Below are 26126 nucleotides of genomic sequence, written 5' to 3'. Positions count from 1 at the left end.
TCCTAGGATGAAACGGAGTGCGAGCTGTGCCAATCCGTCAAAAAATCGGCCAGCGCCTGCAGACTGATGATGTTGCGCCCCCAGGGATCGCGGCGATTGGGCAAGTGGCGCAACCAAGCCAAGCGTTCGATGGCGCCGCCGATACGTTGGCGCACCTCCACCGAGATGCTGGCCTGCACCTCGGACCACGCCTGAAGCACCTGTGCGCGTGGCACGTTCACACACCACAGCGCCGACAAGAGGTAGGCCAGCCAATCCCGGGCCTGGGCATCCGCCAGTGACATGACCTCCAGCGGATCGTCCTCGAAATCCAGATAGACCACCCCTGGATCGGACAGCAACATGTTGCGCGCGAACGCCTGGCTCAGGTACTGACCCGCAGCATGAACCTGCGCCAGGCCGCGCAGGCCACGTTCAAACGCCGGCAGCGCCACCTCCGGCGTGTCGGTCAACAGGGCGCTCAACGGCACACCGTCCACATGCGACAACACGATGAAGTCTGGTGCTTGATGCAGCACCGCAGGCACGGGCACCCCGCTGCGGGCCAGCGCCTGCAGTCGCCGCAGCTCGGTCGCTTGCGCAGCGGCACCGCCCGGCGCCGGTACGGGGCGCAGTAGCGGGTGGCGCACAACACGCGCCAGCGAGGACATCAGCCAAAAGCGTGCCGCCGACCGCGGTGGGCGCTGCCCCTTGACCACGACCCGCCCCTCGGCCACGTCGAGGATCTCGACGCGATGGCGCCGCCAACCGGGTGACATTTCGATGCGCTGCACCGATTCCACGCTCAGCATGCACGCGCTCCGGTATCTGTCACGCACGGTATCGCAAACGCCTGCAACAACTGCCGCGCCGCCACCGACGCCACCACGCGTCCGGCCAACACCTCGGCGGTGAGCGCAGGCAGGCGGTCCTGGACGGCCGGGTGTTGGGCAAAAGCCTCTCGCAGACCACTGTCGATGCGCTCCCACATCCACGCTTTGGCCTGCTGCTGGCGGCGCACCTGCCATCGGCCGTTGGCCTGCTGCAGGTGCCGGAATTCGCTGACGAGTCGCCAAAACTCGGCCACACCCTGCCCCGACAGGGCACTGAGCTGGATGACGCGCGGATGCCACAGCGCCTCGTCGTGGTGCGCGGTGTCGGGTCGGCCGTGCAGGCCAAGCAGGCGCAGCGCCGACGTGATCTGCGCCTGGGCGCGGGTCGCGGCATCGGCGTCGAGGTCGGCCTTGTTGATCACGACCAAATCGGCCAGCTCCATGATGCCCTTTTTGATCGCCTGCAGGTCGTCACCGGCGTTAGGCAGCTGCAACACGCAAAACATATCGGTCATGCCGGCCACGGCGGTTTCGCTCTGCCCCACGCCTACCGTCTCGACGATCACGACGTCGTAGCCGGCCGCCTCGCACACCAGCATCGCTTCGCGCGTCTTGGCGGCGACACCGCCGAGGTTGCCACCACTCGGGCTGGGACGGATGTAGGCGCGCTCGTGCGTCGAGAGCCGCTCCATGCGCGTTTTGTCACCAAGGATGGAGCCGCCCGAGACGCTGCTGCTTGGGTCCACCGCCAGCACCGCCACCCGGTGCCCCAGGCCGATCAGGTGCAGGCCCAGCGCCTCGATGAAGGTGCTCTTGCCCACCCCGGGCACGCCGCTGATCCCTAAGCGAAAAGCGCGCCCGGCGTGCGGCAGCAGCGCGTTGAGCAGCGCGTCGGCCTCGCGCCGATGGTCGGGGCGGGTCGACTCCAACAACGTGATCGCCTTGGCAACGGCACGCCGCTGCGTGGCACCATCGCCATGCAGGATACCCTGCAGCCAGACCTGGGCTGGCGCTGCGCACGCCGCGTCGCTCACGCCAGCGCTTCCTTGATTTTTTCCAGCACGTCTTTGGCACTGGCCGGAATGGGCGTGCCGGGGCCATAAATGCCCTTGACCCCCGCCTCATACAGAAACTCGTAATCCTGCCGCGGAATCACGCCACCGACGAAGACGATGATGTCGTCGGCCCCTTGCTGGCGCAGCGCCTCGATGATGGCGGGCACCAGCGTCTTGTGTCCAGCGGCCAGGGTCGAGATCCCCACCGCGTGCACGTCGTTTTCGATGGCCTGGCGCGCGCACTCCTCGGGCGTCTGGAACAGCGGCCCGATATCGACGTCGAAACCGAGGTCGGCGTAAGCGGTGGCCACCACTTTGGCGCCACGGTCGTGCCCGTCTTGGCCCAGCTTGGCGATCATGACGCGCGGGCGGCGCCCGTACTGCTCGGCAAAGGCAGCGATTTCCTGTTTGAGCTTTTCCCAGCCCTCGGCGGAATCGTAAGCGGCAGCGTACACCCCGGTCACCTTTTGTGTGTCGGCGCGGTGGCGCCCAAAGACCTTCTCCAGCGCATCGGATACCTCACCCACGGTGGCACGCAGGCGTACCGCGTCGATCGTCAAGGCCAGCAGGTTGCCTTGCCCACTTTGCGCGCACGCCGTCAACGCGTCGAGCGCGCGCTGCACGGCCGCGTTGTCACGCGTGGCACGGATGTGCTGCAAGCGGGCGATCTGCGCCTCGCGCACCTTGAGGTTGTCCACCTCGAGGATCTCCACCGGATCCTCTTTGGCCAGCCGGTATTTGTTGACACCGACGATGACGTCCTTGCCCGAGTCGATGCGGGCTTGCTTTTCGGCGGCACTGGCTTCGATCTTGAGCTTGGCCCAGCCACTCTGCACCGCGCGCGTCATGCCTCCCATGGCGTCGATCTCTTCGATCAGCGCCCACGCCTTGTCGGCCATCTGCTGCGTCAGCGCCTCCATCATGTAGCTGCCGCCCCAGGGGTCGATGACGTTGGTGATGTGCGTCTCCTCCTGCAAGATGAGTTGCGTGTTGCGCGCGATGCGCGCCGAAAACTCCGTGGGCAGCGCGATCGCCTCATCGAACGAATTGGTGTGCAGGCTCTGCGTACCACCGAAGACGGCCGCCATCGCCTCGATGGTGGTGCGCACGATGTTGTTGTAGGGGTCCTGCTCGGTCAGGCTCCAGCCCGAGGTCTGGCAGTGCGTGCGCAGCATCAGGCTCTTGGGTTTCTTGGCGCCAAAGCCCTTCATGATCCGGCACCACAGCAGCCGCGCGGCGCGCATCTTGGCGATCTCGAGGTAGAAGTTCATCCCGATCGCCCAGAAAAACGACAACCGCCCGGCAAAGTCGTCGACGTCCAGCCCCTTGGCCAGCGCGGTCTTGACATACTCCTTGCCGTCCGCCAGCGTGAAGGCCAGCTCCAGCGCCTGGTTGGCACCCGCCTCCTGCATGTGATAGCCCGAGATGCTGATCGAGTTGAACTTGGGCATGTGCCGCGCCGTGTACTCGATGATGTCGCCGATGATGCGCATCGACGGCTCGGGCGGGTAGATGTAGGTGTTGCGGACCATGAACTCCTTGAGAATGTCGTTCTGGATGGTGCCGCTCAGTTGGTCCTGACGCACGCCCTGCTCTTCGGCTGCGACGATGTAGCCCGCCAGCACCGGCAGCACCGCGCCGTTCATGGTCATGCTCACACTCACCTTGTCCAACGGGATGCCATCGAACAGGATTTTCATGTCCTCCACGCTATCGATGGCCACCCCGGCCTTGCCGACATCGCCCACGACACGCGGGTTGTCCGAGTCGTACCCTCGGTGCGTGGCCAAGTCGAAGGCCACGCTGACCCCCTGGCCCCCGGCGGCCAGCGCCTTTTTGTAAAAGGCATTGGACTCTTCCGCCGTCGAAAAGCCGGCGTACTGGCGGATCGTCCACGGCCGCACGGCATACATCGTCGCCTGGGGTCCGCGGATGAAAGGCTCGAAGCCGGGCAGCGTGTCGGTGTAGGGCAAATCCCGAATATCCGCCGCGGTGTAGAGCGGCTTGACCGTGATGCCCTCTGGCGTGACCCAGTTGAGCTGCTCGAGCGGGGCACCCTTGATCGATTGGCGGGCGGCGGCCTCCCAGTCGGCCAGGGTGGCGGTGCGAAATTCGGACTTGGACATGGGTTCCCCGTGTGACGACGGATCGGCGGCTCATCGATGACGGGCAAGGGCAGAACGCCTTGCCGTCAGCGGCACGAATCAGGCCGCCATGGTGGCACAAACATCGGCAAAGCCGAAGTGTAGCGCATTCATAATTATTGATGCAGAATCTTTGATGCCGTATGATCGCGGCCATGACCGCCGTTCCCCTGCTGTCCCGCGCGTTGTATGAAGAAGTGGCTGAGTTGCTGCGGCAGCGCATCTTCAGCCGGCAACTGCCCCCCGGCGCCTGGATCGACGAGCTCAAGATCGCCGAGGAGCTGGGCATCAGCCGTACCCCGCTGCGCGAGGCGATCAAGGTATTGGCCGCCGAAGGGCTGGTGACGATGAAAGTGCGCCGCGGCGCCTACGTCACCGAGGTGTCGCAGCAGGACCTGCGCGAGGTCTATGAGCTGCTGGCATTACTGGAGGCCGACGCCGCCGAAGCCGCCTGTTGGCGCGCCACCGACGCCGATCTAGAAGAGCTCGAGCGCCTACACGCCGAGCTGGAAGCGGCGGCCGACCCCGAGCGCGGTTCGCGCGAGCGCTTCTTCGAGCTCAACGAAGCGTTTCACATGCGCGTGCTGGACCTGGGGCAAAACCGCTGGCGCAAGCAGCTCGTCAACGACTTGCGCAAAGTCATGAAACTCAACCGCCACGGCTCGCTGTTCAAGCAAGGGCGCATCGCCGAGTCGCTGGCCGAGCACCGTGCGATCCTGGATGCGCTGCGCCGGCGCGATGCGAGCGCGGCAGCACAAGCGGTGCGGGTGCACTTTGCCAACGGCTTGCAGGCTGCGGTCTGATCAAGCGACGACGGCGCCGCGCAGTGCCGCCTGGGCACGGCGCGCCACCTCGTGCGGTGACAAGTGTTTGAGACGGTGATCGCTCCACACCTGCCGCCAGCGTCGCGCACCCGGCTGCCCATGGCGCAACCCCAGCATGTGGCGGGCAATCGCGTACCAGCCGCCGGGCAACTGGGGGCCGACCCGCGCCATGTAGTCCACCATGCGCGCCTCGACCTCATCGCGGTCGATGCCGGGCGCCGAAATGCCGAAGTAGGTGGCATCCCACGACGCCAGCCACCAAGGGTGGTGGTAGGCCTCGCGCCCGACCATCACCCCATCGAGCAGCGCCAGTTGCTCCGCGATTTGGGCGTCCGTCGTGATCCCCCCGTTGACGACGATGGTGAGATGGGGAAAATCCGCTTTCAGCCGGTGCACCACCCCATAACGCAGTGGCGGCACCGTGCGGTTCTCAGCGGGACTCAAGCCATCGAGCCAGGCGTTGCGCGCGTGCACGATGAATACCTGACAACCTGCCTCGGCCACGGTGCCAACGAAGTCGCGCACGAAACCATAGTCCTCGACGCGGTCGATGCCGATGCGGTGCTTGACCGTGACGGGCACGCGCACCGCGTCGCGCATGGCGCGCACCGCGTCGGCCACCAGGCGCGGGTGCTCCATCAGGCAGGCGCCAAACGCGCCGCGCTGCACGCGCGGGCTGGGACAGCCGCAGTTGAGGTTGATCTCGTCGTAGCCCCACACCTCCCCCATCCGGGCCGCCAACGCCAACTCGCGGGGATCGTTGCCCCCCAGCTGCAGTGCCACCGGGTGCTCGATCTCATCGAACCCCAAGTGCCGCGCAACATCACCATGCAGCAGCGCGCCAGTGGTCACCATCTCGGTGTACAGGCGCGTGTGCCGCGTGAGCTGTCGGTGAAACCAACGGCAGTGGCGATCCGTCCACTGCATCATCGGCGCGACCGACAGGCGCCACCTTGAATCAGAACAAGATGTTACAGACTTTTCAACGGCTTGCGTCGATTTTTGCACAGTCTCGTTTACGTTCATTTCGGCTATTTTCGGCTTGTTTTGTGTTGTAGAGTGCTACAATCCGTGCTACAGCTTTTTTTGTAGCACCAAGCACCCCCGATGGGTACGATTACAGCACGGAAGCGCAAGGACGGCACGGTCGGCTACACGGCGCAGATACGGATCAAGCGCGACGGCCAGGTGGTTCACTCAGAAAGCCAGACCTTTGACCGACGCCCCGCCGCCATGCTGTGGTTGAAGCGCCGCGAGTCGGAGTTGGCCACACCGGGTGCGCTCGACAAGCTGAAGGCATCCGACCCTACCCTGGCCGAGGTCATCGATCGGTATCTCGGGGAGTCCCGCCGTCACTACGGCAAGACCAAGGTGCAGGTGCTGCGCACGATCCAAGCGTCGGAGCTTGGGGCCATACGGTGCTCGGAACTTCAGAGTCCGCACATCGTATCGTTCGCCCAAAACCTTCGCGTTCAGCCGCAGACGGTAGCCAACTACCTCAGCCACCTCGCGGCGGTGTTTTCCGTGGCGCGGCCCGCGTGGGGCTATCCTCTCGATAAGCAGGCGATTGATGATGCGCGCACCGTCGCCAAGCGGATCGGTCTCATCTCCAACGCCCGTACCCGCAACAGGCGTCCCACCCTCGAAGAACTAGACCGGCTGATGGATCACTACACCGTGATGCAAGCCAAGCGATCCGATGCGATCCCGATGACCGACATCATCCGCTTTGCGATTTTCAGCACGCGCCGCCTCGACGAGATTACCCGCATCACGTGGGAGGACCTGGATCGGGTCAACTTGGAAGTCGTGGTCCGCGACATGAAAAACCCCGGCGAGAAGATCGGAAACGACGTGCGCTGCACGCTCACACCCGAAGCCATGGCCCTCATCGAAAAGCAGCCTACCCGCTCGGGCCGCATTTTTCCCTTCAACAGCGACAGCATCAGCACCAGTTTTACCCGCACTTGTGCCTTGCTTGGGATCGAAGACCTTCACTTTCACGACTTGCGACACGAAGGGGTGAGTCGCCTGTTCGAGCTTGGATGGACGATTCCTCAAGTCGCATGTGTCAGCGGACACAGAACGTGGGCCAGCCTCAAGCGCTATACCCACATCCGGCAGTCCGGGGACAAGTATGCGGATTGGCGCTGGAATCCGTTGCGAACATCCCTCATTGACCAGCAAGGCAAAGGCCTACCGAGCTAGATCACGCGAACGCAACACCTCGCTCACCCGCCCCAAGTCCATCCCCTCGGTCGGCGGCGTGCCGTCCCGACACAGGTTGAAGTCGTAGGTGAATGCGATCTCCCCTCGCCTGCCTTCCTTGTCGGTCACGTCTCCCTGACGCAACCGGAGCTGAAGCCGCTTGCACCCCTCCTGCTGGAAGCTCTTGATGGTGCTGACTTCGGCCAGGACGGGCGCGCTGGAGCCGGTCGCCTGTCGGAACCGCTCCGCCACCGGCCCCACGATTTCTCCGCTGGCCTTGCCGTCGGGCGCATCGATGGCCTGCATGAGCAGGGCTTTGGGGCTGTCGTACTGGGCGGCCTTTGCCAGAGTTGCGACGCATGCGAGCGCCGCAGCGCATGCGATCACGCGATAAGCGTTGACCATTATTTCTCTACTCCATTGGGCTCCCGTCCACTTGCTGCAGAAGGCGGCGAGGCGTTTGCGCGATCCAGCTCGCCGAGCGCCTCCGCCAGCGCCGCCTCGACGAGTGGCAGCGGCAACAGCTTCCTGTCCGATGTCGAGGCCGCCACTGATAGCGATCCCAAGGGCGCTCCGCTGGCCTGCCGCACCGACAGCGTGATGGCGGCTGTCTGCTTGTATTCGCAGCCCCGGAAGCAGAATCCATCAGGATCGCCCGCGACCAGGTTGTTGAACCACCCACGAAAACCGCTCGCATCTGCAACGGCGCTCAGAAGGTTCGCCGCAACTGTGGCTTGCGCCGCATCGAGCGCTGCCCCTCCATGAGAAAACATCACGTCTTGACGCAGCCCTGTCGTCTGCACGGCCCCCGCCTTCTCGAATACCTCGCCGACATCGGCCTGCGCGCGCCGGTTTCCATACTCGCGTGCGGCCTTGAACTCGCCTTTCGCCTCTATCCAAACGTCTGCTTCACTGCCGGTCGTCACGACAACCGCGCCGAGCGACTGTGCACGGCGCGCGAGAAGTGTCGAGAGCCTGGGGCTGTTTTGGAACTCGACGTAGGCGCGCTTTCCTGCCAGGTCGATGGCCCCGAGGCCCCCGTCTCGCAGCATGGTGACGGGAGGCCCTTTGTAGGCCGTGGACGTGTCGTTCTCTCCCTGTGCATGCGCAGCACCGGATGCGGCCACGACCAAACAAAGAAGGGCACCGATCCTTGGCATTACTGGCTTCCCCGCTGATAGTAGTTTTGGACTCGACGCTGCACCTCTGATTGTACGCCCTGCCCCATTGCGCCCACATCCGGCATCTTCACGTTTGCCATCACCTCGGCCATGAACTCTGACAGGTCCATTTGTGAGAAGTCCAGCCGCTCGAACTCGGCGGGCGTGAATCCAGAACAATCTGGATTCCTTGGGTTGCCCCACGACTTACCGATCTGAGCACGACCTTGAACGTTGATGATCCGAGCAAGTCGGCTGTTGTAGCAGCAATACGATTTCGTTTTCTCGATACAGGTTTTCACGATTGGCAAACGCTTCGAACAATAATCACCAATCTCGACGCACAGGTTTTGCCCGCGCCTCAGCGCAAGAATTTGCTCGCTTTGATCGCAACTCAAGATGTCTTGCAGGATCATGAGCCCGACCTGGATAGCGAAGGACACCGGATCAAAGCTAACAAATTGCAACCCCGCCGTCGCCGAATAGGAGAACGTCACCCCATAAAAGCTGGCGGTCGATGTCCACGCGGTCGCGCTCCACGCATCAATGGCGCGATTGACGAGAAACGGTATGTCAGACGCGAACATTGCATCGTACACATACGGCGACCCAAAAAACTTGGCTCCCTGCACCGCAGCCCCAAGCGCCATCGATGCGTTACTCATGCCGGCGCCACCGCTTTTTTTCTTGCAGCAGTTGACCAGTCCAAATAGCTTGACCTTGCATCGTGAGTCGAAGCCCTTGAAAATCTCCAGCGAATTGGGGTCCATGTATGTCCCGGCCTGCCTGGCTGCTTCCATCGCGGTGATTGCCTTGGCGAAATCGTCGTCATTCTCGTAGCCAGTATCAAAGCATTGGCCGTCCCTGCAGAACGCCTGGCCCGAGCAATCGGTCACGGTCGTGCTTTGCTCGGGCCGCGACACGCATCGATATGTTTTTTTCTCATCGATGCACTTGCCCGCAACCACGTCTTCAGGGGCACAGGGCTGCGTCGATTGCAGGGTGCAGCTTGGATTGGTCGAGTAGCTATCGCAGTCAGACGAATCTACGCGACCGGTCAGGCACGCATAGGTGTTCTGCTTCTGATAGCAGCCATCGGGAGCGACCTGCGATGGACTGATGCCTGGTGGCAGGGGAAACGGCGGAGTGGTCGATACACATCTGCTCTCCGCGATTTGACAGTTGGTATTCGTGTCGAGCGACTGGCATGGGCCTGGATCGTAATTGCTCGATATGAGCGTATAGGTATCATCGAGACGGATCGTGTTTGGCGGCGTTGGTTGCGACGGATCGCTACAACGATAGGTCTGCGTATATTTCATGCAGCCTGAGCCCAGGATGCTGTCCCACTGGGCACATGTTGAATTTGTCTGCCAGCAACCAGCATTGATCAAGGGTTGGCAGTAGTTGATTGCGTTGGGCTTGAGGCAGGTGTAAGTATCCTCGTATTCCCAACACGAGATATTCAATTGCGACAAACAAACCTGTGCGCCAGAAATCGTCTTGCACGGAGTAGAATCTACGCACACAGAACCGGTGCGCTTGCAGTCGCCAGCAATGGCGCTGCCCCATGAAACGATCAACACGAACACCAAGCCTAGCAAGCGAAACATTATCGTGCCCTCGCCTCAAGACCTGCACAGCCATTTCGCAGAATCGCGCTGCAATTCAAGGGGCAGTATGCCAATGTTTTGAATCGGACGATTCCGTCGCCGTTCTTTCCTACAACCAGCTTTAGTCGGACATGATTTGTCCCATTTACCAGCAGATGTTTCAGTTCCGCCCCTCCGTAAGAGTAAATATTGGACCCGCCTTCAAAAAAACTACTGCTGCATGTTCGCCCGTCAGTTATATGTTGATAGGTAATGCCATCTTCCGTAACAGTGCAGTAATTGAAGTCATTTCCGCCGGTGCTGTGATAAATGAGGTTGCCATTCAACCAAACCGCGATGTTGTCGTCATATAAAATCTGATCCAGAAAAAACGTCGCAATATTGTCCTTGTTCGTTATATCAAAATATATATCCGACTGAAAGATTTGAAGGAATGTGCCACTGAACATGTAGTTGTTTATCCATGATCCGTCCGGCGCTATCGTGCCAGCAGAGAGGTACCAATAGTTATTTCCAGCTTGATGGAGCAAAATTCGTCCAAAACCGCTGATCGTCGCTGTTCCAGTATTTATGCCGGATGGAGCGCATCCTGTACCGCCGCCGGTACAACTGACTTCATAAGTCCTTCTGCACTTCAGCGTTTCGTATGCGTTGATGGTCTGATCGCATTGGAAGTTTGAGTCAGCATCAATCTTGATGACCCGCCCCATCGTGCATTGCTGTTCCCCAACCTCGCGGATCGACGAACATGTGTCCGTGCTGTATTGGGCGGGGGTCGTGATGGTGCGCGGCACACATTGCGTGGTGCTGCCCGTGCCGCCCATGCCGAGTGAGGCGAAGATGTTTTCCGCGTTGTTGCGGATGTTCTTCGCTCTAGCGAACATCGGGTTGTTGCTCAGGTCGAACTGCGGGCGGGTGTTGGGGTTGCGAGCTAGAAAGTTGACGGCTTCGCATTCCTGGCGCTTGATGGGATCGGAATCCGGCGTGGCCGTCGCGCAGGTCTGCATCTTGGTGATTCCGTGACCCGACAGCTCGCCTCGTCCGCCTTGGAAGTAATTGGTTTCAGGCGCGCTTGCTCCATACGATGGCACCTTGCCCGTGGCGCTGCCCGCGCTGATTTGCGATGCCGCTTGCTGCCTCGATCCTGCTCCGAGTGTCTTGCCAGCCTGAAATGCTTGATCGGTACTTGCTGCGGCGATTCCGACCATTAGCCCAGACAACACTGCGACGATGACTCGCATCAGCGAATTCCCCCAACGATCTTGCTGCGATAGTGCTTGGCCCACGCTGCCCAGGCGGGGCTTTTGCGCTCGATGTAGTCCAAGGCGTAGTCAAGAGTGACATCGCCCGTCACCTTGACAAAGGTCTCCGGTCGCGCGCAGCCGTTTTCGAGCACCTCCCCTGCTTCCGCCCCGGCAATCACCACCGCCGGTACACGGGTTACGCTGAACTGCTGAAACGCTGGCGGGTGGATGGCGGCGGATACGTTGCGCTGACCGATGAGTTTTTGAAGCTCTTCGCCCATGCGGTTCATCGAGCCATCCTTGAGGCCCCGAAACACCAACGTCGCACCGGCGCGTTCGGCTTGCTCGATGATGCGCTCCAGCGCCTGCTTCGGCATGGACAGGGAGACGAGCACCAAAAGATCGGGCTGCGCCGACGTCGGGGCTTGCGGCTTGCTCAAGTGCTGGTACTTTTGCGCGATAGATGCGAGGTCAGGCGCAGCCACCGGCGGCTGAGGAATGGCGTCGATTTTGGGCAGCGCGCCCCCATAGGCTTCCTGCGCTGCTGCGGCCCCAGGCAAGCGACTCATCGCCTCTCGGGCGGCTTGCTGGGCACGCATGACGGCTTCGGTGGTCGGTACCGGCGCCGCGCTCGATGACTGGGCAGCGGCATGGTGGCACAGCGCACCAACCACGAGCGCAAGCAACGATGGCGAAACGATTGCTCTCATCGCGGGGGCACTCCATCAGCGATGCTCAACGCCCCTTGGCAGCAGTTGCGCTTGCGGAAGATTTGGTAGGCGAAATCCTCCCCTTTGTAGGGAAATTCGCGCCCCGAACCCCAAAGCGCGGTTGTGCGGCCCAGCGGCTGACAACAGCGACTCACCAGGGTTTTTCCTGTTCCAGGGGGACCAGGGGTCTTGCTGGTTTGGGGTATGGGGTACAGCATGTGATATTTATAGGCAGTCTTGTCCATGATGGGGATGGGATAGTATCCACATAGCCCGTCATTGCCGTGCGCGCCCCACATCAGGCCCTCGCGGTGCATTTTCCCGATGATGCGCTGCAACAATAAGGACGATGCCTGCACGCCACCCACGTGCGCCCCGACGTTACCATTGAGAGGGTACATCGACCCCTGGCAGCCTGCGCACCAATAGAATAGGTTATTTGGAAATCCCGCCGACGCCGCCACACAATCGGCTGCACAGGCAGCGCGTGCAGGGAGATTGGCAAACAGATAGACATCGGGATTCAAGATGCGCGTGAGTTCATCGTCCTTCCACATCGGGTCGAGCTCCGTCAGGTACGCGAGATCGAACCCGGTGTTTTCCAGGCAGCCGCTATCGAGCACGACTTGAATGTAGTACATGATCGGATCGACATACCAATGCACCTGGTAAAAAGACGACTGATCACCGCCGTCGCGCCTTTCCTGCTTCGCCTCCGGCGCGTCAAAGCCAGGATTTAGCTTTATGCCGCCGAGACTGACCATGCAAAACGGCTCGCGCGAAACATCAACCCGGCGTACTGGCTCCCAAAAGCTGACTTTCATTCCGATCTTCGGCGGGTTTTTGCAGTAACAAAGTGGATTGCCGCCGGGATTTTGTGTGTCCTCTTGCCCCGACGAAATAAGGGTCGCCCCGCCAATGCGGATGGGGAAGATGCACGACCAGCAAATATCCGTGATCGGATTGGCGAACTTGCCCTTGCAAGTCGCCGCCTGTGCCGTGATACACGCCAGAACGACGCTGAGCGTTGTCAATGCCTTATGGACGAACTTCATCGACGCGAATCCTCTTGCCTTCCTGACTGACCACGGCTGGGGTCTGCTTGATCAAAAAGCGCTGTGATAGTGCCCCACCCTGGTCGTAAAAAACTTCGCGCTTCCATTCCCGCATCAGTTTGAGCGGCTCGCCACCAACCAAAATAGGCTTGACGGGCATTTTCGATTGCGCCATGTACCGCTTGGCGAATTCGACCTGATTTTTCTTCGACCCATCGAAGAAAAGCAACACCTTGGACATGCGGTCGTAATCGAATGGATTGACCTTGGTCCCGGCGGGGAACAGAATGCGCCCGTGTTCGTCTTGGATGTGCCGATCCAGCGTGTAGGTGGGATCGATGTAGAACGTGCGAGCGGTCTCCGTTGGCTTGATACCGGAAACCGGTCGGGGCTTTTCGATGCCCTCGATCACGCGGCGCCGATACTCTTCTTCGTGGCGGGCCAGTTCACCCGTCGCCTGCATCTGCCGCAGACGGCTTTGGATGGCCTCGATCAGGTCGCGCTCGGCGATGTCGTAGGTCGGGCCAATGACGCCCAGGTCTTGGGCGAAGAGGGAGCCCCCGAGTGTAGCCCAGAGGGTTGCGGCGACAATCGTGGATCGTGCGTGCATGCGCCCGATATTGGCACAACCGACACCATAAATCCACAGTCAAATCGAGACATTTCCGGTCGCTTTTCGGATCAAGGGCGCACTCGAAGGGTCAGGCCGTCCATACCAATCCGCCCCTGCGATTCCTTGATCAAATCCGTAAGGCGGCGATGTGTAATGCGCAACCCACGGCGCTTGCAGGCATCCATCACAAGATGCCTTGTGGTCTGGATGCTGCCATCCGCCTGCACCTGGGCTTGCAGATCGGTAACGATCACGGCAATCAAGTCTTCAAGTGACACTTCTTCTTCTGTCCGTCGGTCATCGGCACTCTTTTTTGCTGGCGAGCCGGTGGTCGGGCTTTGCGGGGCTCGCCGCGCGGCTGTGGCCTCAGCCGGGGGCTGCTCCGCGTGGTTGGCGATGGAGGCAAGATTGGTCGCGGTCGGCGTTGCCGCCTCGTGCGCCACTGCCAGATGCTGGGTCAATTCCGGCTTCGATGCGCCTTGTGCGCTCACGGCGGCGTCTGCCGAAGCGGGCCTGGGGCCGGGTTTGGCTGCCTGCTCTTCATCGCCTGGTCGCTGCGCCTGCGCGGGCCTGCTTGCGGTCAGTGCTCTGCTGATCGTTGGCGTCAGGGCTATGCACTTGACCGACTCCGCTCCGAAGGTGGCCTCTTGCACCTTCTTCAGCGGCGCCAACGGGTCGATCCACAGCCACTCGTTGGCTGTGAGTTCGTCCAGTATCGCCTTGGGCGTCAACCCGTAACCCGCGAATGCGTCCGGCCAGCGCAGCAACAAGCGGCCCTGCTCGTCGAGCAGCGCGTCTCGTCCCCATGACTTCGCTCCCGCAGCCAGGTCTTGCAGGAGCGCCTTGAGGGCCTCGCCCGCCGGACCATCGAGGGAGATGTCGTCCGCCTGACCACCATGAGATTGGCCCTCGCGCAGCCGGGGCGATGACGATGGCAGCTTGACGCCGCTTTTTGCTTTCTGTTTCCCCCGCGCTGGCACTGTAGCGCTGGGGCGCTGCGGATGCGCTGCGGGCTTTTGCGTCTCTGCGAATGCCCGCTCATCCGCCGGGCCGCCCGTCTCGTCAGCCTGCTGCGCAGCGGGCGCTTCTTCATCAGCCGTGGGCGGATGCTCCACACTGTCGGTCTGCGCGGTGTCGTCGATGATCCTGCCCTCGATCGGCGGGATGGGCACAGACGACACCATCGCGTCATCGCGCAGCCTGATGGCGTAGAGCTTGATGTCCGGTATTTTGGCGGCAAGGCAGGCAGGAGCGATTTTCCAGAGCCGATCTTCAGGCGCAGCACCCTCTCTCAGGAACGCAATTTGGCGCTCGACGAGCATGTCCAGTATCCCGTCGGGTGTCCGTGGTATGCCGGGTATGCCATCTTCGCGAACCTGTCTGGCAAGGTCTTCACCCCCAGCGGGCCACACCAGATAGACGTGGCCGCCGATGTTCCAAAGCCGCGCACCTGGCTCGTTGACCAGCCACACGCCCTCTCGCACGAAGCGCCGCATGACATCGGTCAGATGCCTCTCGACAGGCACGCCGATGTCATAGCCTGCCATCGCCACTCCCAACGTGCGAAGGTCGCGCTCGACACTGGTCTGGTCGGCCTTGACCACCAGATCGTGAAGCCGGTTGGCGGCACTTGGGTTGCAGGTGAGTGACTCCATCAGCCAGACGATGAGGTCGGTGCCTGTCTCGCCAATCCACTCCAGGGCCTGAACACCGATGATGCGGTCAGCGATCATGCTGGAGAGCGCTGTGTGTTGTCTTGCCCGCCCGTCTCGCCATTCCAGGAAGTACGCGTCGGTAGCCGTGCGCGCGGCCCAGGTGTAGAGGTCCTCCCGTATCGGCTTCCACGTCTGCGATCGGTCGCTATTGGTGACGATCACATCCGTCACAGGCTTGCCCGCGTCGTGGCACAGCGCCGCCACAAACACCGCGAACTGCCAGCGAGGTTCCCGTTCGCGCCGCTGCGACGGCGTGCCCGTGATGTCCAAGAGCACTTTGTCCGCCGCCTGCAACGCCCAGTACGCGACTTCCAACGAGTGCCGAAACAGCCCCCCTGCCCCTCGATGATGGTGGGCCTGCGATGCGGGCAGCAGGTGTACGAATGACGCGAAGCGCTCGATAACAGGCAGGAACAGGCGCCGAAAATCCTCCGGCGGCAAGACAGAGGTATTAGCGATGCGCTCTATCAGTTCCTGTTGCGTCTCCAAGATGCGATCCGGGGGCACTGCGGGCAGCCCCTTCATGAAGGGCGGGTAGCGCGGGATGTCATCAGCCGACCAGTGGTAGATCGGCTCCACCGTGCGCTGCACCGGTGCCCGGTTCTTCTTCTTGAGCCAGGACAGCAGCATACTCAGAACAGGCGGTACGCCTTGCCCACGATTTGGTCCTGCGCCACCCAACCGATTGCATCGTAGCGCGAGTCGAAGCTGTCGGGGTGATCCGCTGCCATGTAGTAGTGCTCTGGTGGGATCACCCCTTCTGGGCCGGGCTTCAAGGGTTCGCCGCTGCGTGATACAGGCTTGGCGCGCCCGACGAACCGACCATCGACGAAGTAGTCTCGAAAACCCGCCCCTGAGTCCTTGGCGGTCACCATCGAGCCGGGCACGCCCGCGATGCGCTTCAAAAACAGCGACCCTGCCACGTACCCCCCGCCGCCAGTATGGCGAAACGCCGCCATATCGCCCAATTGAGGCATGGCCCCCTTGTGGACGAGGAACAACGTCCCAGGTATCGAGTGGGACACGTTGATGCTGAGGTAGAAGTTCCGGCCAAGGACGATGATGGCCACCAGTAGCCAGGCGTACAGTGGCGCCCGCTTGCTCAGGTGGACATAGACGCGATCCGCAACGCTTGTCATGCGGGCTCTCCCTTGGGGCGAGCGCCGCAGAAGGCGCAGCGGTCACCGTGGCGCCGACGGTGCTCGTCGTACAGGTATCTTGCGCCACACTGCGGGCATCGCACGAGGCGCATGATGCCCGCGCGCACATCGCGCACTGCGTAGTAGGCGGCGTTGATGTCGATGGGGCCGCATATCCAGCGAAACCGCTCACAGGCATCGAGCAGGTGGTCACCCTTGACTGCCGCCCCATACACCGCGCGATAAAAGCAAGCAAATGCCGCGAGTGTTGCCGCGTCGCCACGACTTTCGATAAAGGCCAATACCGAATCCGGTAGCTTCCCGTTGCTAGGTCGCGTGCCATGGATTTCTTTCCACCACGCCCTCAGCGTGCGCACGCCAACACCTGTCATGTGGGTGATGACGGACAGCCGCATGCCTGCGCGCACCAAGCGGTGAGCCAGATCGAGGTTGGAGAGCTCTGCCAATGCCACCATCAGGCCACCTCCCCCGCCAGCACCGACACTGCGTATGCGCCGCGGGCGCTGGGTGGCAACGACGCGAGACGATCGAGCGCGGCGTCGTCCAGGCGCAGTGTGATGAGGCTGACGCCTCCCATCGACCGCGCCAGTTCCTCGATCTCGTCGAGGGTCATCGCCGCTATACGCTCCAGCGCCCGAGGCGATAGACCGGTGGCGATCTGCGCGCAATCTTTTCCTGCGCGCGCAGCTTCTCTTGCCATAATCAAAAAAGATCGAGTGATCGAAACACTGTCTTCCATGGCGCATCTCCGGCGGTCTGCGCCATTATATACCGTTTGCGGAATCTTACAAGTGAAAAGCGACCAAAAATGCACTCCCTTACCCCGATCGCTCGGGGAGCGTCTCAAGGTGTGGCGCGATCACTTGGGGCTCAACCAGCAGCAGTTCGCCGATTTGCTAAAGATGAACATCGGAACGCTGCGCAAGTATGAGCTGTCCATCAACTTGCCCGGCAGTGAAGCACTGGCCGCGTTCGGCACCACGGGCGTGAGTCTCGACTGGCTGGTCCTGGGACGGGGCGAGATGCGTGCTCAGCCCTCGGAGTCCGGCGACGTTGAGTGGAAAGGGAAGCTGGAAGCACTCAAGGAGGTCGTCGCCTCCCTGGACGAGGAAAGGCGCAGCGTCGTACTCGATGACGCCATCGCCCGCGCCCGCGACGCTATCCGCATGGCGCGTCTCGAACGGATCGTGCAGGAGCTCAACCAGCGGTTCGGCTGATGCCGTCCCGCGCTTGCGTCGCGCTTGCAAGTGGTACTGCATGCCGTCGCCGTTGGCGCTTGGACTGCCAGTGGTGATGGTCCTTCACAGCATTACCAGCGCGGAAGCCCCCGACTTCAGTCGGGGGAGGAAGCGCGGCCCCCATGGGTTGGCATATTGAACCAATCCGCCTATAATTGCATGTATGAAGCTGACCTTGCAGACGCAACTTCTGCCTACCTCGGAGCAAGCCGCTTTGCTCGAGGCGACCATGCGCGCCTTCAACGAAGCAGCCAACTGGTTGGCCGGCGAGGCGTTTGCAAGAAAGACCGCCAACAAAATCCTGCTGCAAAAGCTTTGCTACGCTGAGTTGCGCGAGAGATTCGGACTGTCGGCCCAGATGGCGGTGCGCTGCATTGCGCAAGTCTGCGAAGCCTACAAGCGGGACAAGTCCAAGCGACCGCAGTTTCGTCCGCTTGCCGCTGTCCCCTATGACCAGCGGTTGATGAGCTTCAAGGGCATTGACCGCGTGTCGCTTTTGACGCTCTCGGGTCGCATTCTCGTGCCCATGGTCATGGGCAAGTATCAGCAAGAACGGTTTACCGCCGCCAAGGGGCAATGTGATCTCGTCCTGCGCAAGGATGGCAAGTGGTTCCTGCTTGTGACCGTCGATCTGCCAGACGGCACCAAGCCGCCAACGACCGACTTCATCGGCGTCGATCTCGGAGTGGCCAATATCGCCACCGACAGCGACGGGCAGCACTACAGCGGCGATGCGGTCGAAGCCGTCAGGAGTAGGCAGTACACACTGCGCGCCAGTCTCCAGAGGGCTGCTTCTGCCAAAAAGCGGCGAGGCATGCGTCCGAAGAACATCCGGCGCAAGCTCAAGCGCTTGAGCGGGAAGGAAAGGAGATTTCGCGCCAACGAGAATCATCGCATAGCCAAATCGCTCGTTGCTAAGGCCAAAGGCACCGGTCGCGGGCTTGCCCTGGAGAAACTCAAGGGCATCCGCAACCGGACACGGTTTCGCAAGGCGCAGCGGGCGAAGATGGGTGGGTGGGCTTTTGCGCAACTTCGTGCATTTGTCGAATACAAAGCCAGGCTGGCAGGCGTTGAGGTCGTCTACATCAACCCTGCCTATACCAGCCAGACGTGCGCGGTTTGCGGGCATGTATCCAAAGCCAACCGCCCATCGCAAACGGAGTTTCGCTGCGTGGCCTGTGGGCACGCCGACCACGCAGACGTGAACGCGGCGAGGAACATCCGTTGCCTCGCCAGGGCGTCTGTCAATACGCCTAAAGTCTCGGAACCGCATCAGGACCTTCTGGTTGCGTAGTACAGGGACAAGCCCCCGACTTCAGTCGGGGGTAGTTGACGGCCAGCCTCACGATACGCTCACGCAGCGATGCCGTCAGCCTTTCTTGATCCGACTCGGGATCAAACAACAGCCCGAGGTCGAGCGTGTCAAGTGTCGTGACGACATCGGCGCACGAACCGTCCATGCGCCCGATGCGCGTATCGTCGGCAGCAAAGAGCACCACCGTCGTGATCCTTTGCTCGATGCCGTTTTTATCCAGCCAGCGTTGCAGCGGCGTGGCGGCCTTGAGAAGCTGCATGTCTGGGGCGCGCGGCAGCGTCTTGATTTCTAGCAAGTCGCCACGACGCCCATAGCGCTTGGCCCACCAGTTTCGTCCGTCGGACTCGATCACGCCTCGGTTGCCTTTGATCTCGATGGCGTAGATTCCATACGGGCCGATAAGGATGCGGTCGATTTCCCCACCAGGCCCACGATAACCGGCGATCAGTGTCCAGCGCTCACCCAGCGCTGACGCCAAAAACGCATCGACTCGGCACTCGGCTTCGCTGCCTGCCTGGGCCTGCATCTCTTCAACGCTGGTTTGAAGGGGAGCAGGTTTGTAGTCCCGAATCTCGCGCAGCGATTTTTCCAGCCTGGCGACCCGCCTCCACTGCTGCCAAGCCTGAAGCAATTGCAACCGCAGCAAGGCTTGCTTGAGTCCACCTATGTACTCTCGTCGCCGCTGATCGAATGCGTTCGCCATGGCAGCCTGCGCGGCCACCTGTTGTTCGTACTGCGCGATACGCGCATGTCGTAGTTTGTGCGCCAACTGGCCCGGATAATCGGACAGTACGATCCTGCGCATGCCTCGACCAACGACTTCCGTCGTAGCCGCGCTTTCGCTATCCATCGCAGCGTTCACTGCTCGATCCCCAGCGCGACGTAAAGCTCGCCGACCAACTCTTGCGCAAGTGTGGCCGCCATGATGGACTCGCTATTGGCGCTTTTGAACACCGAGTGACGTGTTTCCTTGCCATCTTTGGGTTGTCGCGCAATCACGAGTAGCGCTTCTTGCTGATAGCCACCGCTCTTTTGAACCGCGCCCGCAGGCGCCGGTTGCCCCTGAGCAGCCGCCGCGCCAAGAAGAAAGCGGCTCAATCCCTGCGAGAGGGTGCCGGTGATTTTCTTGGCGGGCGGCTCGATCGCCCTGTCTGGCGACTGGAGAAGGTTGCCAAACGCCAGGGTCATGCCTTCGTGGTTTTTGGTCTCAGGAATCGAAAACTCGCCCTCCACGATGTACACCACGTCGGCGTCTTCTTTCGTTTCGACGACACGGTGTCCGTTGGCTGCTAGCCGCTGCCGAAGTTTGCTCGTTTCCTCAGAGGAACCGACGAACTCGATGAAGATACGACGCCCAAGGTCGGGGGTGAAGGCGTTTGGCTCAGCCTGCACAGCGGCTGCGGTTGACTCGCTGGTGACGGTTGATCTCTCCAAACGAGGTCTGGCGACATCTGCGGCATCGGACGCAGACTCGATCGCCACCGCAGCCTCGTTGATGTCGGTGCCGGCTTGCGCCATTTCCTTGGCAGCCTCGACCACCGCCTGGGTCGCCGCTTTCTGAGCGCCCGTTTGCTGCAACATGTCTGCTTGCGCCAAGACTGCCTTTGCCTTGGCCTGCGGGATGCCTGCCTCAACCTGGGCGTTGGCCTGGGCGAAGATGATCTCGTTGTTCAAGCGCTGCTGCGCGCGCCAGAGGGGGTTTTCCGTCATCAGCTTGGCTTGGGCGACCACGGCACTCGGGCTGCTCATCGCGGCATCGGCCACGACACCAAGAAAGCCGCTGGTGGTAAAAATCTTGTCCCGCTCGGCTTTCTGTCGAGCCTCTGCGGCCTCCGCCATCGCTTGCACCTGCTGCGCCCACTGCTGCTGGCGACGCAGCTTGAGAATCAGGCGTTCCCGGTCGATGGGGCGCAAGTTGCGCTCGGCCTCGATTTGCTCTACTTGCTTTTGAAATGCCTCGGCCAGTTTGCGCTCCTGTTCTGCCTTTGCCTTGGCCTCCGCCTCTGGATCGCGCATCGATTCCTTTACGCTATCGACCGCCTTACTGACGGCGGCCCCCGCAAGCTCGGCGCCCGCACGCAGGCCGATTCCAATCAGGTCGCCAACGCCGAAAGCGTGTGCTGGGTTTGCGGCGATGAGACCGACTATCGTGGACAAAACAACGGTTCTTTTCACGACACTCTCCCGAGATAAGCTATCCGATCTACTACTCTCGGGCTTGCTGGCCCGTTTGTTCTTGCGCTTTTCCTGCCGTGGTCGAATGCCGACCCAGGCCCACCGACTCCAGCATTTTCCCTGCCACCCGCTCACCTTGGTCCCATGCGCCTTTCGCGGCCCGAGAGACGGGGTTTTCGGTGCAGCCGACCACGGCTATCGATGCCACCAGCCCGGCAGCCGCGAGACGACCGAATGCGGGGCGTGCTCGCATCACTGACGCCCTTTAGCCTTTCCTTGCGCGTCGAGCGCGCGCTGTATATCCTCGCGCACTTTGCGGTACTCATCCAGCAGCAGTTCGAGCAACTCTGCCACGGCTAGCGGTTCGCGCTTCGCCTGTGGATCGATGAGTGCGATAGCAGTCTGAAAGGCCGTAAAGACCCGGTGCTCACGGTCGATCAGGTCAATGTGGTTAGGCGTGTATTCAAACATGGCTGACAGCTCCCGTTCGTGAATGACGCCCATTATAGGCACATTTCGGCGGCGCGCAAGTGCTTTACCGGGGGGCTGGCGGTAGCATTGATTGCTCGGGTTGGGGGGAGGAAGCCGTATATATATAAATAGCGGCGATCGACCGTTCGTCGGATTCCCAGCGGCACCCCTCTCGTACTCTGGAAGGGCGGCTTTTTCGCCGCAGCAGTCGTTTCGTTGCTGCCGTGCTCGCGCTACGGAATAGCGCTGAGCCGGTGCGCGGCAAGCCCCACCGTTCAGGGCCAGCCTTGCCGGGTCGCCTTAGGAATCTCTGGCCTACGGGGCGAAGAGGATGTCAGGGCGCGCGATGCGGGCTGCTTGAACAGCGGGGCCAGAATGGTCCGCAGCGACCCGCCTTTGCGTAACGGCAAGGTCGCCCGCCGCCCGCTCTGCGTAGTGCCGCACAACCCCTTGTACCCATGCGCGAGATGCGTTATGATGCCTATAACGACTCTTTTTGGAGGACGTCATCATGACGGAGAAGCAATTCATTTCGGCGTTCTTTGCGAGCTTTTTTGTGCCTCTGATCTTTTCCATCCCGTTCTGGCCGCGCCTGCTTGAGCGTTATACGTTTGGCGGGATTTTCGGTGCTTTCTTGTCGTTTGGGGTTGCCTTGTCTAGTATCGTGGCTAGCGTTGAAACGATATTGAACCCGGCTACCGTTGGTGCAACATTGCAGACAGAAGGCTATGTATTCATGTTCCTTTTTCTCGCTGTCATCTCCATTATTACCGGGCTGTTTTGGCTGAAAACAAGCAAGCACCCGGTTAGCGAGCGCCGTTTCAGCATCGTCGATGCTGCGATCCAAGGCCGCTGGGACTTGCTTGAGCAAGCTGGCGTTCCGAAGCACGAGATAGAGCAACTCCAACGGCTCACGCCTCAGCAACGTGCCGACTTGCTCATGCCCTTGAAGAAGCGGGTTGATGAGGTGTTAGAAGCAAATAGTCGTCCCTGAAAAATTCATTTTCACGCCGCCCTTAGCCGCAGCTGGGCAGGGTTGGCGCCACTGGTCTCGGTTGGCCGCCGCTGGGCGAGCCACCGGCCGATGAGGCGCACGGCCGCAATGAGGCGCAAAAAAGCTCGCCTCAAGAAGGGCACGCCCTTCTTCGTGATCATGCGCAGCAGCCAGCGGATGTTGTAGCCCGCCGCGCACAGCACCGCGTGCAGCCGGTCACCCTGCTCGCCCTTGAGATGGCACCTGTCCATGCGGTGATCCTGCTTCAAGTGCCCGATGACCGGCTCGATGGCCTGGCGGCGCTTGAGCAGCTTGCGCTCCTGCTGCGTCAGGCGCTTGATCTTGCCGCGGTGCACCAGGCGCACATCCGCGATGTCGGCTTCCACCCCGCGGTAGCCCAGATCGGCAAACGCTGTGCTGGGCTTGATGCCAGTGTCCTGCATCAGGATCGTGGCCTGCTCCAGCTGCGCTTGCAGCGTGTGCCCGTCGTAGGGGTTGCCATGGAAGGCCCGGGCTCCGACGATGAGGCTGTGCTTCAGGGTGCTGGCAATGCCGACCTTGACGCCGAACTCGTAAGGGCAGCGGGCCTTGCCCTTGTTGATGCACTCCACCTCCGGCGCGTGCCAGGCGTAGAGCTTTCGAGTCCCGTCGGCGGTCTTTCGGTTGGCAGTCTGCGCCACCAGACGCGCCGCCTTGTTGAGGGTGTGGCCAAGAGCGCTCTGGATGGCCTGCCCCAGGCGGCTGGCCTTGCGCTCGATCTCGCGCTGCAGCCTGGCCACGATCGTGCGCTGACGCTTGATGACCCGGCGCATGCGCGCAAACTGCCGCGCGTGCGCATAGCGTCCTGCCTTGCGGGCCAGCTCCTTGCCTTCCTTGGCAAAGGTCTGCTTCAAGGCGATGCCGGCGGCCTTGGCCGCCTCCACCAGCTTGGTGCGTGCGGTCTGCAGCAACCGGCTGTCGGTCGGATGGGCCACCGCCTTGGGCTGCACGGTCGTGTCCACCACCACGCGCTTGAGTTCCTGCGGCTTGATGAGTCCGGTTTCCACCGCCACGTTGATCGTCTGCGCCAGGAGTTCTTCCACCCCCTCCTCGCCCAGCAGCCGGCGAAACTTCACCAGCGTCGTGGCGTCGCACGGCCGGCGATGTTCAAAGTACGCCCGCCCCGAGAAGAACTGCCATGTGGGGGTTTCGCCCCAGCGCTCGACCACCCCTTCGTCCGACTCGTTGAAGGCGTGCTTCAGATACAGCAGCGCGATCATCACGCGCAGCGGCACGCGGGGTCGGCCTGCGTTGGACGCCCGAGCTGCGCGCACCGGAGATTCGCCAAAGAGGTCCAGATCGGGCATCGCGACACCTGCGCGCGCTTTGCGCATGAACAGGTGCGACAGCCTTGCTTCCAACTCCTGCCACGGCATGCGTGAGGACAACACCGCCAGCGGATGGCGCAGGTCGATCATCTGATCGAGCCGGGCGCGGAAGAAGTCCTCGGTGGCAGGGCAGGCAAACATCGCAAAACTCCCAGAAAACGGCGCATCAGACCATCAAATCTGGGGGAAATTGTACTCGCAAACAGACAATAACACAAGAAAAATCATGAGGTTATGAATATTTCAGGGGCGACCAAATAAGGAAAACAGGAAGAACAAAAATGTCCCCCCTGAAGACATCACGATCTTCCCTGGTAGCCTGTGCAATGATCTTGAGTGTCGAGGCCGAGTATCGAGCTAACGATTTGTTCACAGCATCACCGGCGCGGAAGCCCCCGACTTCAGTCGGGGGAGGAAGCGCTGCTCCATGGGTTGACATATTGAACCAATCCGCCTATAATTATAGGCATGAAACTGACCTTGCAGACGCAGCTTCTGCCTACCTCGGAGCAAGCCGCTTTGCTCGAGGCGACCATGCGCGCCTTCAACGAAGCAGCCAACTGGTTGGCCGGCGAGGCGTTTGCAAGAAAGACCGCCAACAAAATCCTGCTGCAAAAGCTCTGCTACGCTCAGTTGCGCGAGAGATTCGGGCTGTCGGCCCAGATGGCGGTGCGCTGCATTGCGCAAGTCTGCGAAGCCTACAAGCGGGACAGGTCCAAGCGACCGCAGTTTCGTCCGCTTGCCGCTGTCCCCTATGACCAGCGGTTGATGAGCTTCAAGGGCATTGACCGCGTGTCGCTTTTGACGCTCTCGGGTCGCATTCTCGTGCCCATGGTCATGGGCAAGTATCAGCAAGAACGGTTTACCGCCGCCAAGGGGCAATGTGATCTCGTCCTGCGCAAGGATGGCAAGTGGTTCCTGCTTGTGACCGTCGATCTGCCAGACGGCACCAAGCCGCCAACGACCGACTTCATCGGCGTCGATCTCGGAGTGGCCAATATCGCCACCGACAGCGACGGGCAGCACTACAGCGGCGATGCGGTCGAAGCCGTCAGGAGTAGGCAGTACACACTGCGCGCCAGTCTCCAGAGGGCTGCTTCTGCCAAAAAGCGGCGAGGCATGCGTCCGAAGAACATCCGGCGCAAGCTCAAGCGCTTGAGCGGGAAGGAAAGGAGATTTCGCGCCAACGAGAATCATCGCATAGCCAAATCGCTCGTTGCTAAGGCCAAAGGCACCGGTCGCGGGCTTGCCCTGGAGAAACTCAAGGGCATCCGCAACCGGACACGGTTTCGCAAGGCGCAGCGGGCGAAGATGGGTGGGTGGGCTTTTGCGCAACTTCGTGCATTTGTCGAATACAAAGCCAGGCTGGCAGGCGTTGAGGTCGTCTACATCAACCCTGCCTATACCAGCCAGACGTGCGCGGTTTGCGGGCATGTATCCAAAGCCAACCGCCCATCGCAAACGGAGTTTCGCTGCGTGGCCTGTGGGCACGCCGACCACGCAGACGTGAACGCGGCGAGGAACATCCGTTGCCTCGCCAGGGCGTCTGTCAATACGCCTAAAGTCTCGGAACCGCATCAGGACCTTCTGGTTGCGTAGTACAGGGACAAGCCCCCGACTTCAGTCGGGGGTAGTTGACCTTGGTTTCGGCAAATCCTCGGTCTTGATGCTTGGCTGCTGCGCCGCCGCAGGTTGCGCCTGTGGCGGCGTTGCTTTTTGGCCGCCCAACAGTTTCTCTATGCTTGATCTGCCAGACTGCCCCGCGAAGACGGTTCCCTGATCCGCGAAGAGCGGCTGTACCTGCGGCTGCTGCGGCTGCTCAATGCGCGGCTGCTGCTGGGGTTGCGGTTGCGGCAGGCCCGCTTCGGCACGCTGCGGCTGCTGCACCGCACCGGCTTCAGTGCGCTGCTGGGGTTGCGGTTGCGGCAGGCCCGCTTCAGTGCGCTGCTCGGTCTGCTGCCCGATACCGGCTTCAGCACGCTGCGGCTGCTGCGGTTGTTGCGGCTGCGACAGGCCCGCTTCAGCGCGCTGCGGCTGCTGCACCGCACCGGCTTCAGTGCGCTGCTGGGGTTGCGGTTGCGGCAGGCCCGCTTCGGCACGCTGCGGCTGCTGCACCGCACCGGCTTCAGTGCGCTGCTGGGGTTGCGGTTGCGGCAGGCCCGCTTCGGCACGCTGCGGCTGCTGCGGCCCCCGGCGGCCACCCAAAGTGCTCCACTTATGGCCACCCAAATTGCTCCACCTGACCAGTGGTGA

General features: G+C 61.6%; 26 protein-coding genes. 7 read left to right on the top strand and 19 right to left on the bottom strand.

What is annotated here, in order from left to right:
• Positions 1-2: 2 nt before the first annotated feature.
• From ACPP3B_RS12805 to scpA, 3 genes are read right to left on the bottom strand one after another with little or no spacing between them, the layout of a single operon-like run.
• Positions 3-791, bottom strand: a complete 789-nt coding sequence (locus ACPP3B_RS12805) for a hypothetical protein (protein WP_424859238.1) — start codon at positions 789-791, stop codon at positions 3-5.
• The gene (gene meaB, locus ACPP3B_RS12800) at positions 785-1846 is read right to left on the bottom strand and encodes a methylmalonyl Co-A mutase-associated GTPase MeaB (protein ID WP_424859237.1); all 1062 of its coding nucleotides are present in this window, start codon (positions 1844-1846) and stop codon (positions 785-787) included. Before meaB ends, ACPP3B_RS12805 begins: the two co-directional genes overlap by 7 nt.
• The gene (gene scpA / locus ACPP3B_RS12795; protein WP_424859236.1) at positions 1843-3993 is read right to left on the bottom strand and encodes a methylmalonyl-CoA mutase; all 2151 of its coding nucleotides are present in this window, start codon (positions 3991-3993) and stop codon (positions 1843-1845) included. The genes meaB and scpA overlap by 4 nt, the downstream gene beginning before the upstream one ends.
• A 173-nt stretch (positions 3994-4166) precedes the next feature.
• On the opposite strand from scpA, the gene ACPP3B_RS12790 reads away from it, so the two are divergent.
• Positions 4167-4814, top strand: a complete 648-nt coding sequence (locus ACPP3B_RS12790) for a GntR family transcriptional regulator (RefSeq protein WP_299019798.1) — start codon at positions 4167-4169, stop codon at positions 4812-4814.
• Here ACPP3B_RS12790 and dusA read toward each other — a convergent pair whose 3' ends face one another.
• Positions 4815-5861 (bottom strand): tRNA dihydrouridine(20/20a) synthase DusA, encoded by a 1047-nt coding sequence (gene dusA, locus ACPP3B_RS12785; RefSeq protein ID WP_299019796.1) that lies wholly within the window; start codon positions 5859-5861, stop codon positions 4815-4817. It lies immediately after the preceding gene.
• Between the two features lie 81 nt (positions 5862-5942).
• Between dusA and ACPP3B_RS12780 the strand changes: the two genes are divergently transcribed.
• Positions 5943-7043, top strand: coding sequence for a tyrosine-type recombinase/integrase (locus tag ACPP3B_RS12780; RefSeq protein ID WP_409786276.1), 1101 nt, complete (start codon positions 5943-5945; stop codon positions 7041-7043).
• Here ACPP3B_RS12780 and ACPP3B_RS12775 read toward each other — a convergent pair.
• The 11 genes from ACPP3B_RS12775 to ACPP3B_RS12725 all read right to left on the bottom strand — a co-directional run bounded on the left by ACPP3B_RS12775 (position 7032) and on the right by ACPP3B_RS12725 (position 17052).
• Positions 7032-7448, bottom strand: a complete 417-nt coding sequence (locus ACPP3B_RS12775; RefSeq protein WP_424859235.1) for a hypothetical protein — start codon at positions 7446-7448, stop codon at positions 7032-7034. The two genes, ACPP3B_RS12780 and ACPP3B_RS12775, sit on opposite strands and share 12 nt — an antisense overlap.
• A complete protein-coding gene (locus ACPP3B_RS12770; RefSeq protein ID WP_424859234.1) occupies positions 7448-8170 on the bottom strand; it encodes a hypothetical protein in 723 nt (240 codons plus the stop codon). The genes ACPP3B_RS12775 and ACPP3B_RS12770 overlap by 1 nt, the downstream gene beginning before the upstream one ends.
• 32 nt (positions 8171-8202) lie before the next feature.
• Positions 8203-9816 carry a conjugal transfer protein TraN gene (locus tag ACPP3B_RS12765; RefSeq protein WP_144327713.1) on the bottom strand — a complete coding sequence of 538 codons (1614 nt, stop codon included), beginning with the start codon at positions 9814-9816 and terminating at the stop codon, positions 8203-8205.
• Positions 9816-11057 carry a hypothetical protein gene (locus tag ACPP3B_RS12760; protein ID WP_424859233.1) on the bottom strand — a complete coding sequence of 414 codons (1242 nt, stop codon included), beginning with the start codon at positions 11055-11057 and terminating at the stop codon, positions 9816-9818. The genes ACPP3B_RS12765 and ACPP3B_RS12760 overlap by 1 nt, the downstream gene beginning before the upstream one ends.
• Complete coding sequence (gene trbC, locus ACPP3B_RS12755) at positions 11057-11770, bottom strand: type-F conjugative transfer system pilin assembly protein TrbC (protein WP_424859232.1); 714 nt, start codon at positions 11768-11770, stop codon at positions 11057-11059. Before trbC ends, ACPP3B_RS12760 begins: the two co-directional genes overlap by 1 nt.
• Positions 11767-12825, bottom strand: a complete 1059-nt coding sequence (traU, locus tag ACPP3B_RS12750; protein WP_424859231.1) for a conjugal transfer pilus assembly protein TraU — start codon at positions 12823-12825, stop codon at positions 11767-11769. Before traU ends, trbC begins: the two co-directional genes overlap by 4 nt.
• On the bottom strand, positions 12809-13435 hold the full coding sequence (traW, locus tag ACPP3B_RS12745; protein ID WP_424859230.1) for a type-F conjugative transfer system protein TraW: 627 nt from the start codon (positions 13433-13435) through the stop codon (positions 12809-12811). Before traW ends, traU begins: the two co-directional genes overlap by 17 nt.
• Before the next feature lie 71 nt (positions 13436-13506).
• Positions 13507-15783, bottom strand: a complete 2277-nt coding sequence (gene mobH, locus ACPP3B_RS12740; RefSeq protein ID WP_424859229.1) for a MobH family relaxase — start codon at positions 15781-15783, stop codon at positions 13507-13509.
• Positions 15784-15785: 2 nt separating this feature from the next.
• Entirely contained in the window at positions 15786-16223 is a 438-nt protein-coding gene (locus ACPP3B_RS12735) for a S26 family signal peptidase (RefSeq protein ID WP_424859228.1), read from the bottom strand.
• 65 nt (positions 16224-16288) lie between these two features.
• Positions 16289-16768, bottom strand: a complete 480-nt coding sequence (locus tag ACPP3B_RS12730; protein WP_424859227.1) for a FlhC family transcriptional regulator — start codon at positions 16766-16768, stop codon at positions 16289-16291.
• A complete protein-coding gene (locus tag ACPP3B_RS12725; protein ID WP_424859226.1) occupies positions 16768-17052 on the bottom strand; it encodes a hypothetical protein in 285 nt (94 codons plus the stop codon). Before ACPP3B_RS12725 ends, ACPP3B_RS12730 begins: the two co-directional genes overlap by 1 nt.
• Positions 17053-17104: 52 nt before the next feature.
• Here ACPP3B_RS12725 and ACPP3B_RS12720 point away from each other — a divergent pair, with 52 nt between their 5' ends.
• Positions 17105-17530 (top strand): helix-turn-helix domain-containing protein, encoded by a 426-nt coding sequence (locus ACPP3B_RS12720; protein ID WP_424859225.1) that lies wholly within the window; start codon positions 17105-17107, stop codon positions 17528-17530.
• A gap of 184 nt (positions 17531-17714) precedes the next feature.
• Positions 17715-18845, top strand: a complete 1131-nt coding sequence (locus ACPP3B_RS12715; protein ID WP_424859224.1) for an RNA-guided endonuclease InsQ/TnpB family protein — start codon at positions 17715-17717, stop codon at positions 18843-18845.
• Here the strand turns inward: ACPP3B_RS12715 and ACPP3B_RS12710 are convergent.
• The 3 genes from ACPP3B_RS12710 to ACPP3B_RS12700 form a co-directional block, all read right to left on the bottom strand.
• Positions 18805-19728 carry a nuclease-related domain-containing protein gene (locus ACPP3B_RS12710; protein WP_424859223.1) on the bottom strand — a complete coding sequence of 308 codons (924 nt, stop codon included), beginning with the start codon at positions 19726-19728 and terminating at the stop codon, positions 18805-18807. The genes ACPP3B_RS12715 and ACPP3B_RS12710 overlap by 41 nt on opposite strands.
• Positions 19725-21041, bottom strand: a complete 1317-nt coding sequence (locus ACPP3B_RS12705; RefSeq protein ID WP_424859222.1) for a hypothetical protein — start codon at positions 21039-21041, stop codon at positions 19725-19727. The genes ACPP3B_RS12710 and ACPP3B_RS12705 overlap by 4 nt, the downstream gene beginning before the upstream one ends.
• A gap of 252 nt (positions 21042-21293) precedes the next feature.
• Complete coding sequence (locus ACPP3B_RS12700) at positions 21294-21512, bottom strand: hypothetical protein (protein ID WP_424859221.1); 219 nt, start codon at positions 21510-21512, stop codon at positions 21294-21296.
• Between the two features lie 511 nt (positions 21513-22023).
• Here ACPP3B_RS12700 and ACPP3B_RS12695 point away from each other — a divergent pair.
• Positions 22024-22506, top strand: a complete 483-nt coding sequence (locus tag ACPP3B_RS12695) for a hypothetical protein (RefSeq protein WP_424859220.1) — start codon at positions 22024-22026, stop codon at positions 22504-22506.
• An 11-nt stretch (positions 22507-22517) separates the two neighbouring features.
• Here the strand turns inward: ACPP3B_RS12695 and ACPP3B_RS12690 are convergent, their stop codons facing one another.
• Positions 22518-24014, bottom strand: a complete 1497-nt coding sequence (locus ACPP3B_RS12690) for an IS5 family transposase (protein ID WP_424859219.1) — start codon at positions 24012-24014, stop codon at positions 22518-22520.
• A 327-nt stretch (positions 24015-24341) separates the two neighbouring features.
• On the opposite strand from ACPP3B_RS12690, the gene ACPP3B_RS12685 reads away from it, so the two are divergent.
• Both ACPP3B_RS12685 and ACPP3B_RS12680 read left to right on the top strand, forming a co-directional pair.
• On the top strand, positions 24342-25472 hold the full coding sequence (locus tag ACPP3B_RS12685; protein WP_424859218.1) for an RNA-guided endonuclease InsQ/TnpB family protein: 1131 nt from the start codon (positions 24342-24344) through the stop codon (positions 25470-25472).
• Positions 25473-25721: 249 nt separating this feature from the next.
• Positions 25722-26126: a hypothetical protein gene (locus ACPP3B_RS12680; RefSeq protein WP_424859217.1), complete on the top strand. Its 405-nt coding sequence runs from the start codon at positions 25722-25724 to the stop codon at positions 26124-26126.

The sequence above is a fragment of the Tepidimonas sp. HKU77 genome (assembly GCF_049728535.1).
Classification (GTDB): domain Bacteria; phylum Pseudomonadota; class Gammaproteobacteria; order Burkholderiales; family Burkholderiaceae_C; genus Tepidimonas.
This window is presented reverse-complemented; position numbering and strand designations above follow the sequence as displayed.

Bases quoted from the DNA above. Each gene is read 5' to 3' on its own strand.
- ACPP3B_RS12805 (WP_424859238.1), bottom strand. From the start codon at position 791: ATGCTGAGCGTGGAATCGGTGCAGCGCATCGAAATGTCACCCGGTTGG.
- scpA (WP_424859236.1), bottom strand. From the start codon at position 3,993: ATGTCCAAGTCCGAATTTCGCACCGCCACCCTGGCCGACTGGGAGGCC.
- ACPP3B_RS12790 (WP_299019798.1), top strand. From the start codon at position 4,167: ATGACCGCCGTTCCCCTGCTGTCCCGCGCGTTGTATGAAGAAGTGGCT.
- dusA (WP_299019796.1), bottom strand. From the start codon at position 5,861: ATGAACGTAAACGAGACTGTGCAAAAATCGACGCAAGCCGTTGAAAAG.
- ACPP3B_RS12780 (WP_409786276.1), top strand. From the start codon at position 5,943: ATGGGTACGATTACAGCACGGAAGCGCAAGGACGGCACGGTCGGCTAC.
- ACPP3B_RS12775 (WP_424859235.1), bottom strand. From the start codon at position 7,448: ATGGTCAACGCTTATCGCGTGATCGCATGCGCTGCGGCGCTCGCATGC.
- ACPP3B_RS12765 (WP_144327713.1), bottom strand. From the start codon at position 9,816: ATGTTTCGCTTGCTAGGCTTGGTGTTCGTGTTGATCGTTTCATGGGGC.
- ACPP3B_RS12760 (WP_424859233.1), bottom strand. From the start codon at position 11,057: ATGCGAGTCATCGTCGCAGTGTTGTCTGGGCTAATGGTCGGAATCGCC.
- trbC (WP_424859232.1), bottom strand. From the start codon at position 11,770: ATGAGAGCAATCGTTTCGCCATCGTTGCTTGCGCTCGTGGTTGGTGCG.
- traU (WP_424859231.1), bottom strand. From the start codon at position 12,825: ATGAAGTTCGTCCATAAGGCATTGACAACGCTCAGCGTCGTTCTGGCG.
- traW (WP_424859230.1), bottom strand. From the start codon at position 13,435: ATGCACGCACGATCCACGATTGTCGCCGCAACCCTCTGGGCTACACTC.
- mobH (WP_424859229.1), bottom strand. From the start codon at position 15,783: ATGCTGCTGTCCTGGCTCAAGAAGAAGAACCGGGCACCGGTGCAGCGC.
- ACPP3B_RS12730 (WP_424859227.1), bottom strand. From the start codon at position 16,768: ATGGTGGCATTGGCAGAGCTCTCCAACCTCGATCTGGCTCACCGCTTG.
- ACPP3B_RS12725 (WP_424859226.1), bottom strand. From the start codon at position 17,052: ATGGAAGACAGTGTTTCGATCACTCGATCTTTTTTGATTATGGCAAGA.
- ACPP3B_RS12715 (WP_424859224.1), top strand. From the start codon at position 17,715: ATGAAGCTGACCTTGCAGACGCAACTTCTGCCTACCTCGGAGCAAGCC.
- ACPP3B_RS12700 (WP_424859221.1), bottom strand. From the start codon at position 21,512: ATGTTTGAATACACGCCTAACCACATTGACCTGATCGACCGTGAGCAC.
- ACPP3B_RS12695 (WP_424859220.1), top strand. From the start codon at position 22,024: ATGACGGAGAAGCAATTCATTTCGGCGTTCTTTGCGAGCTTTTTTGTG.
- ACPP3B_RS12690 (WP_424859219.1), bottom strand. From the start codon at position 24,014: ATGTTTGCCTGCCCTGCCACCGAGGACTTCTTCCGCGCCCGGCTCGAT.
- ACPP3B_RS12685 (WP_424859218.1), top strand. From the start codon at position 24,342: ATGAAACTGACCTTGCAGACGCAGCTTCTGCCTACCTCGGAGCAAGCC.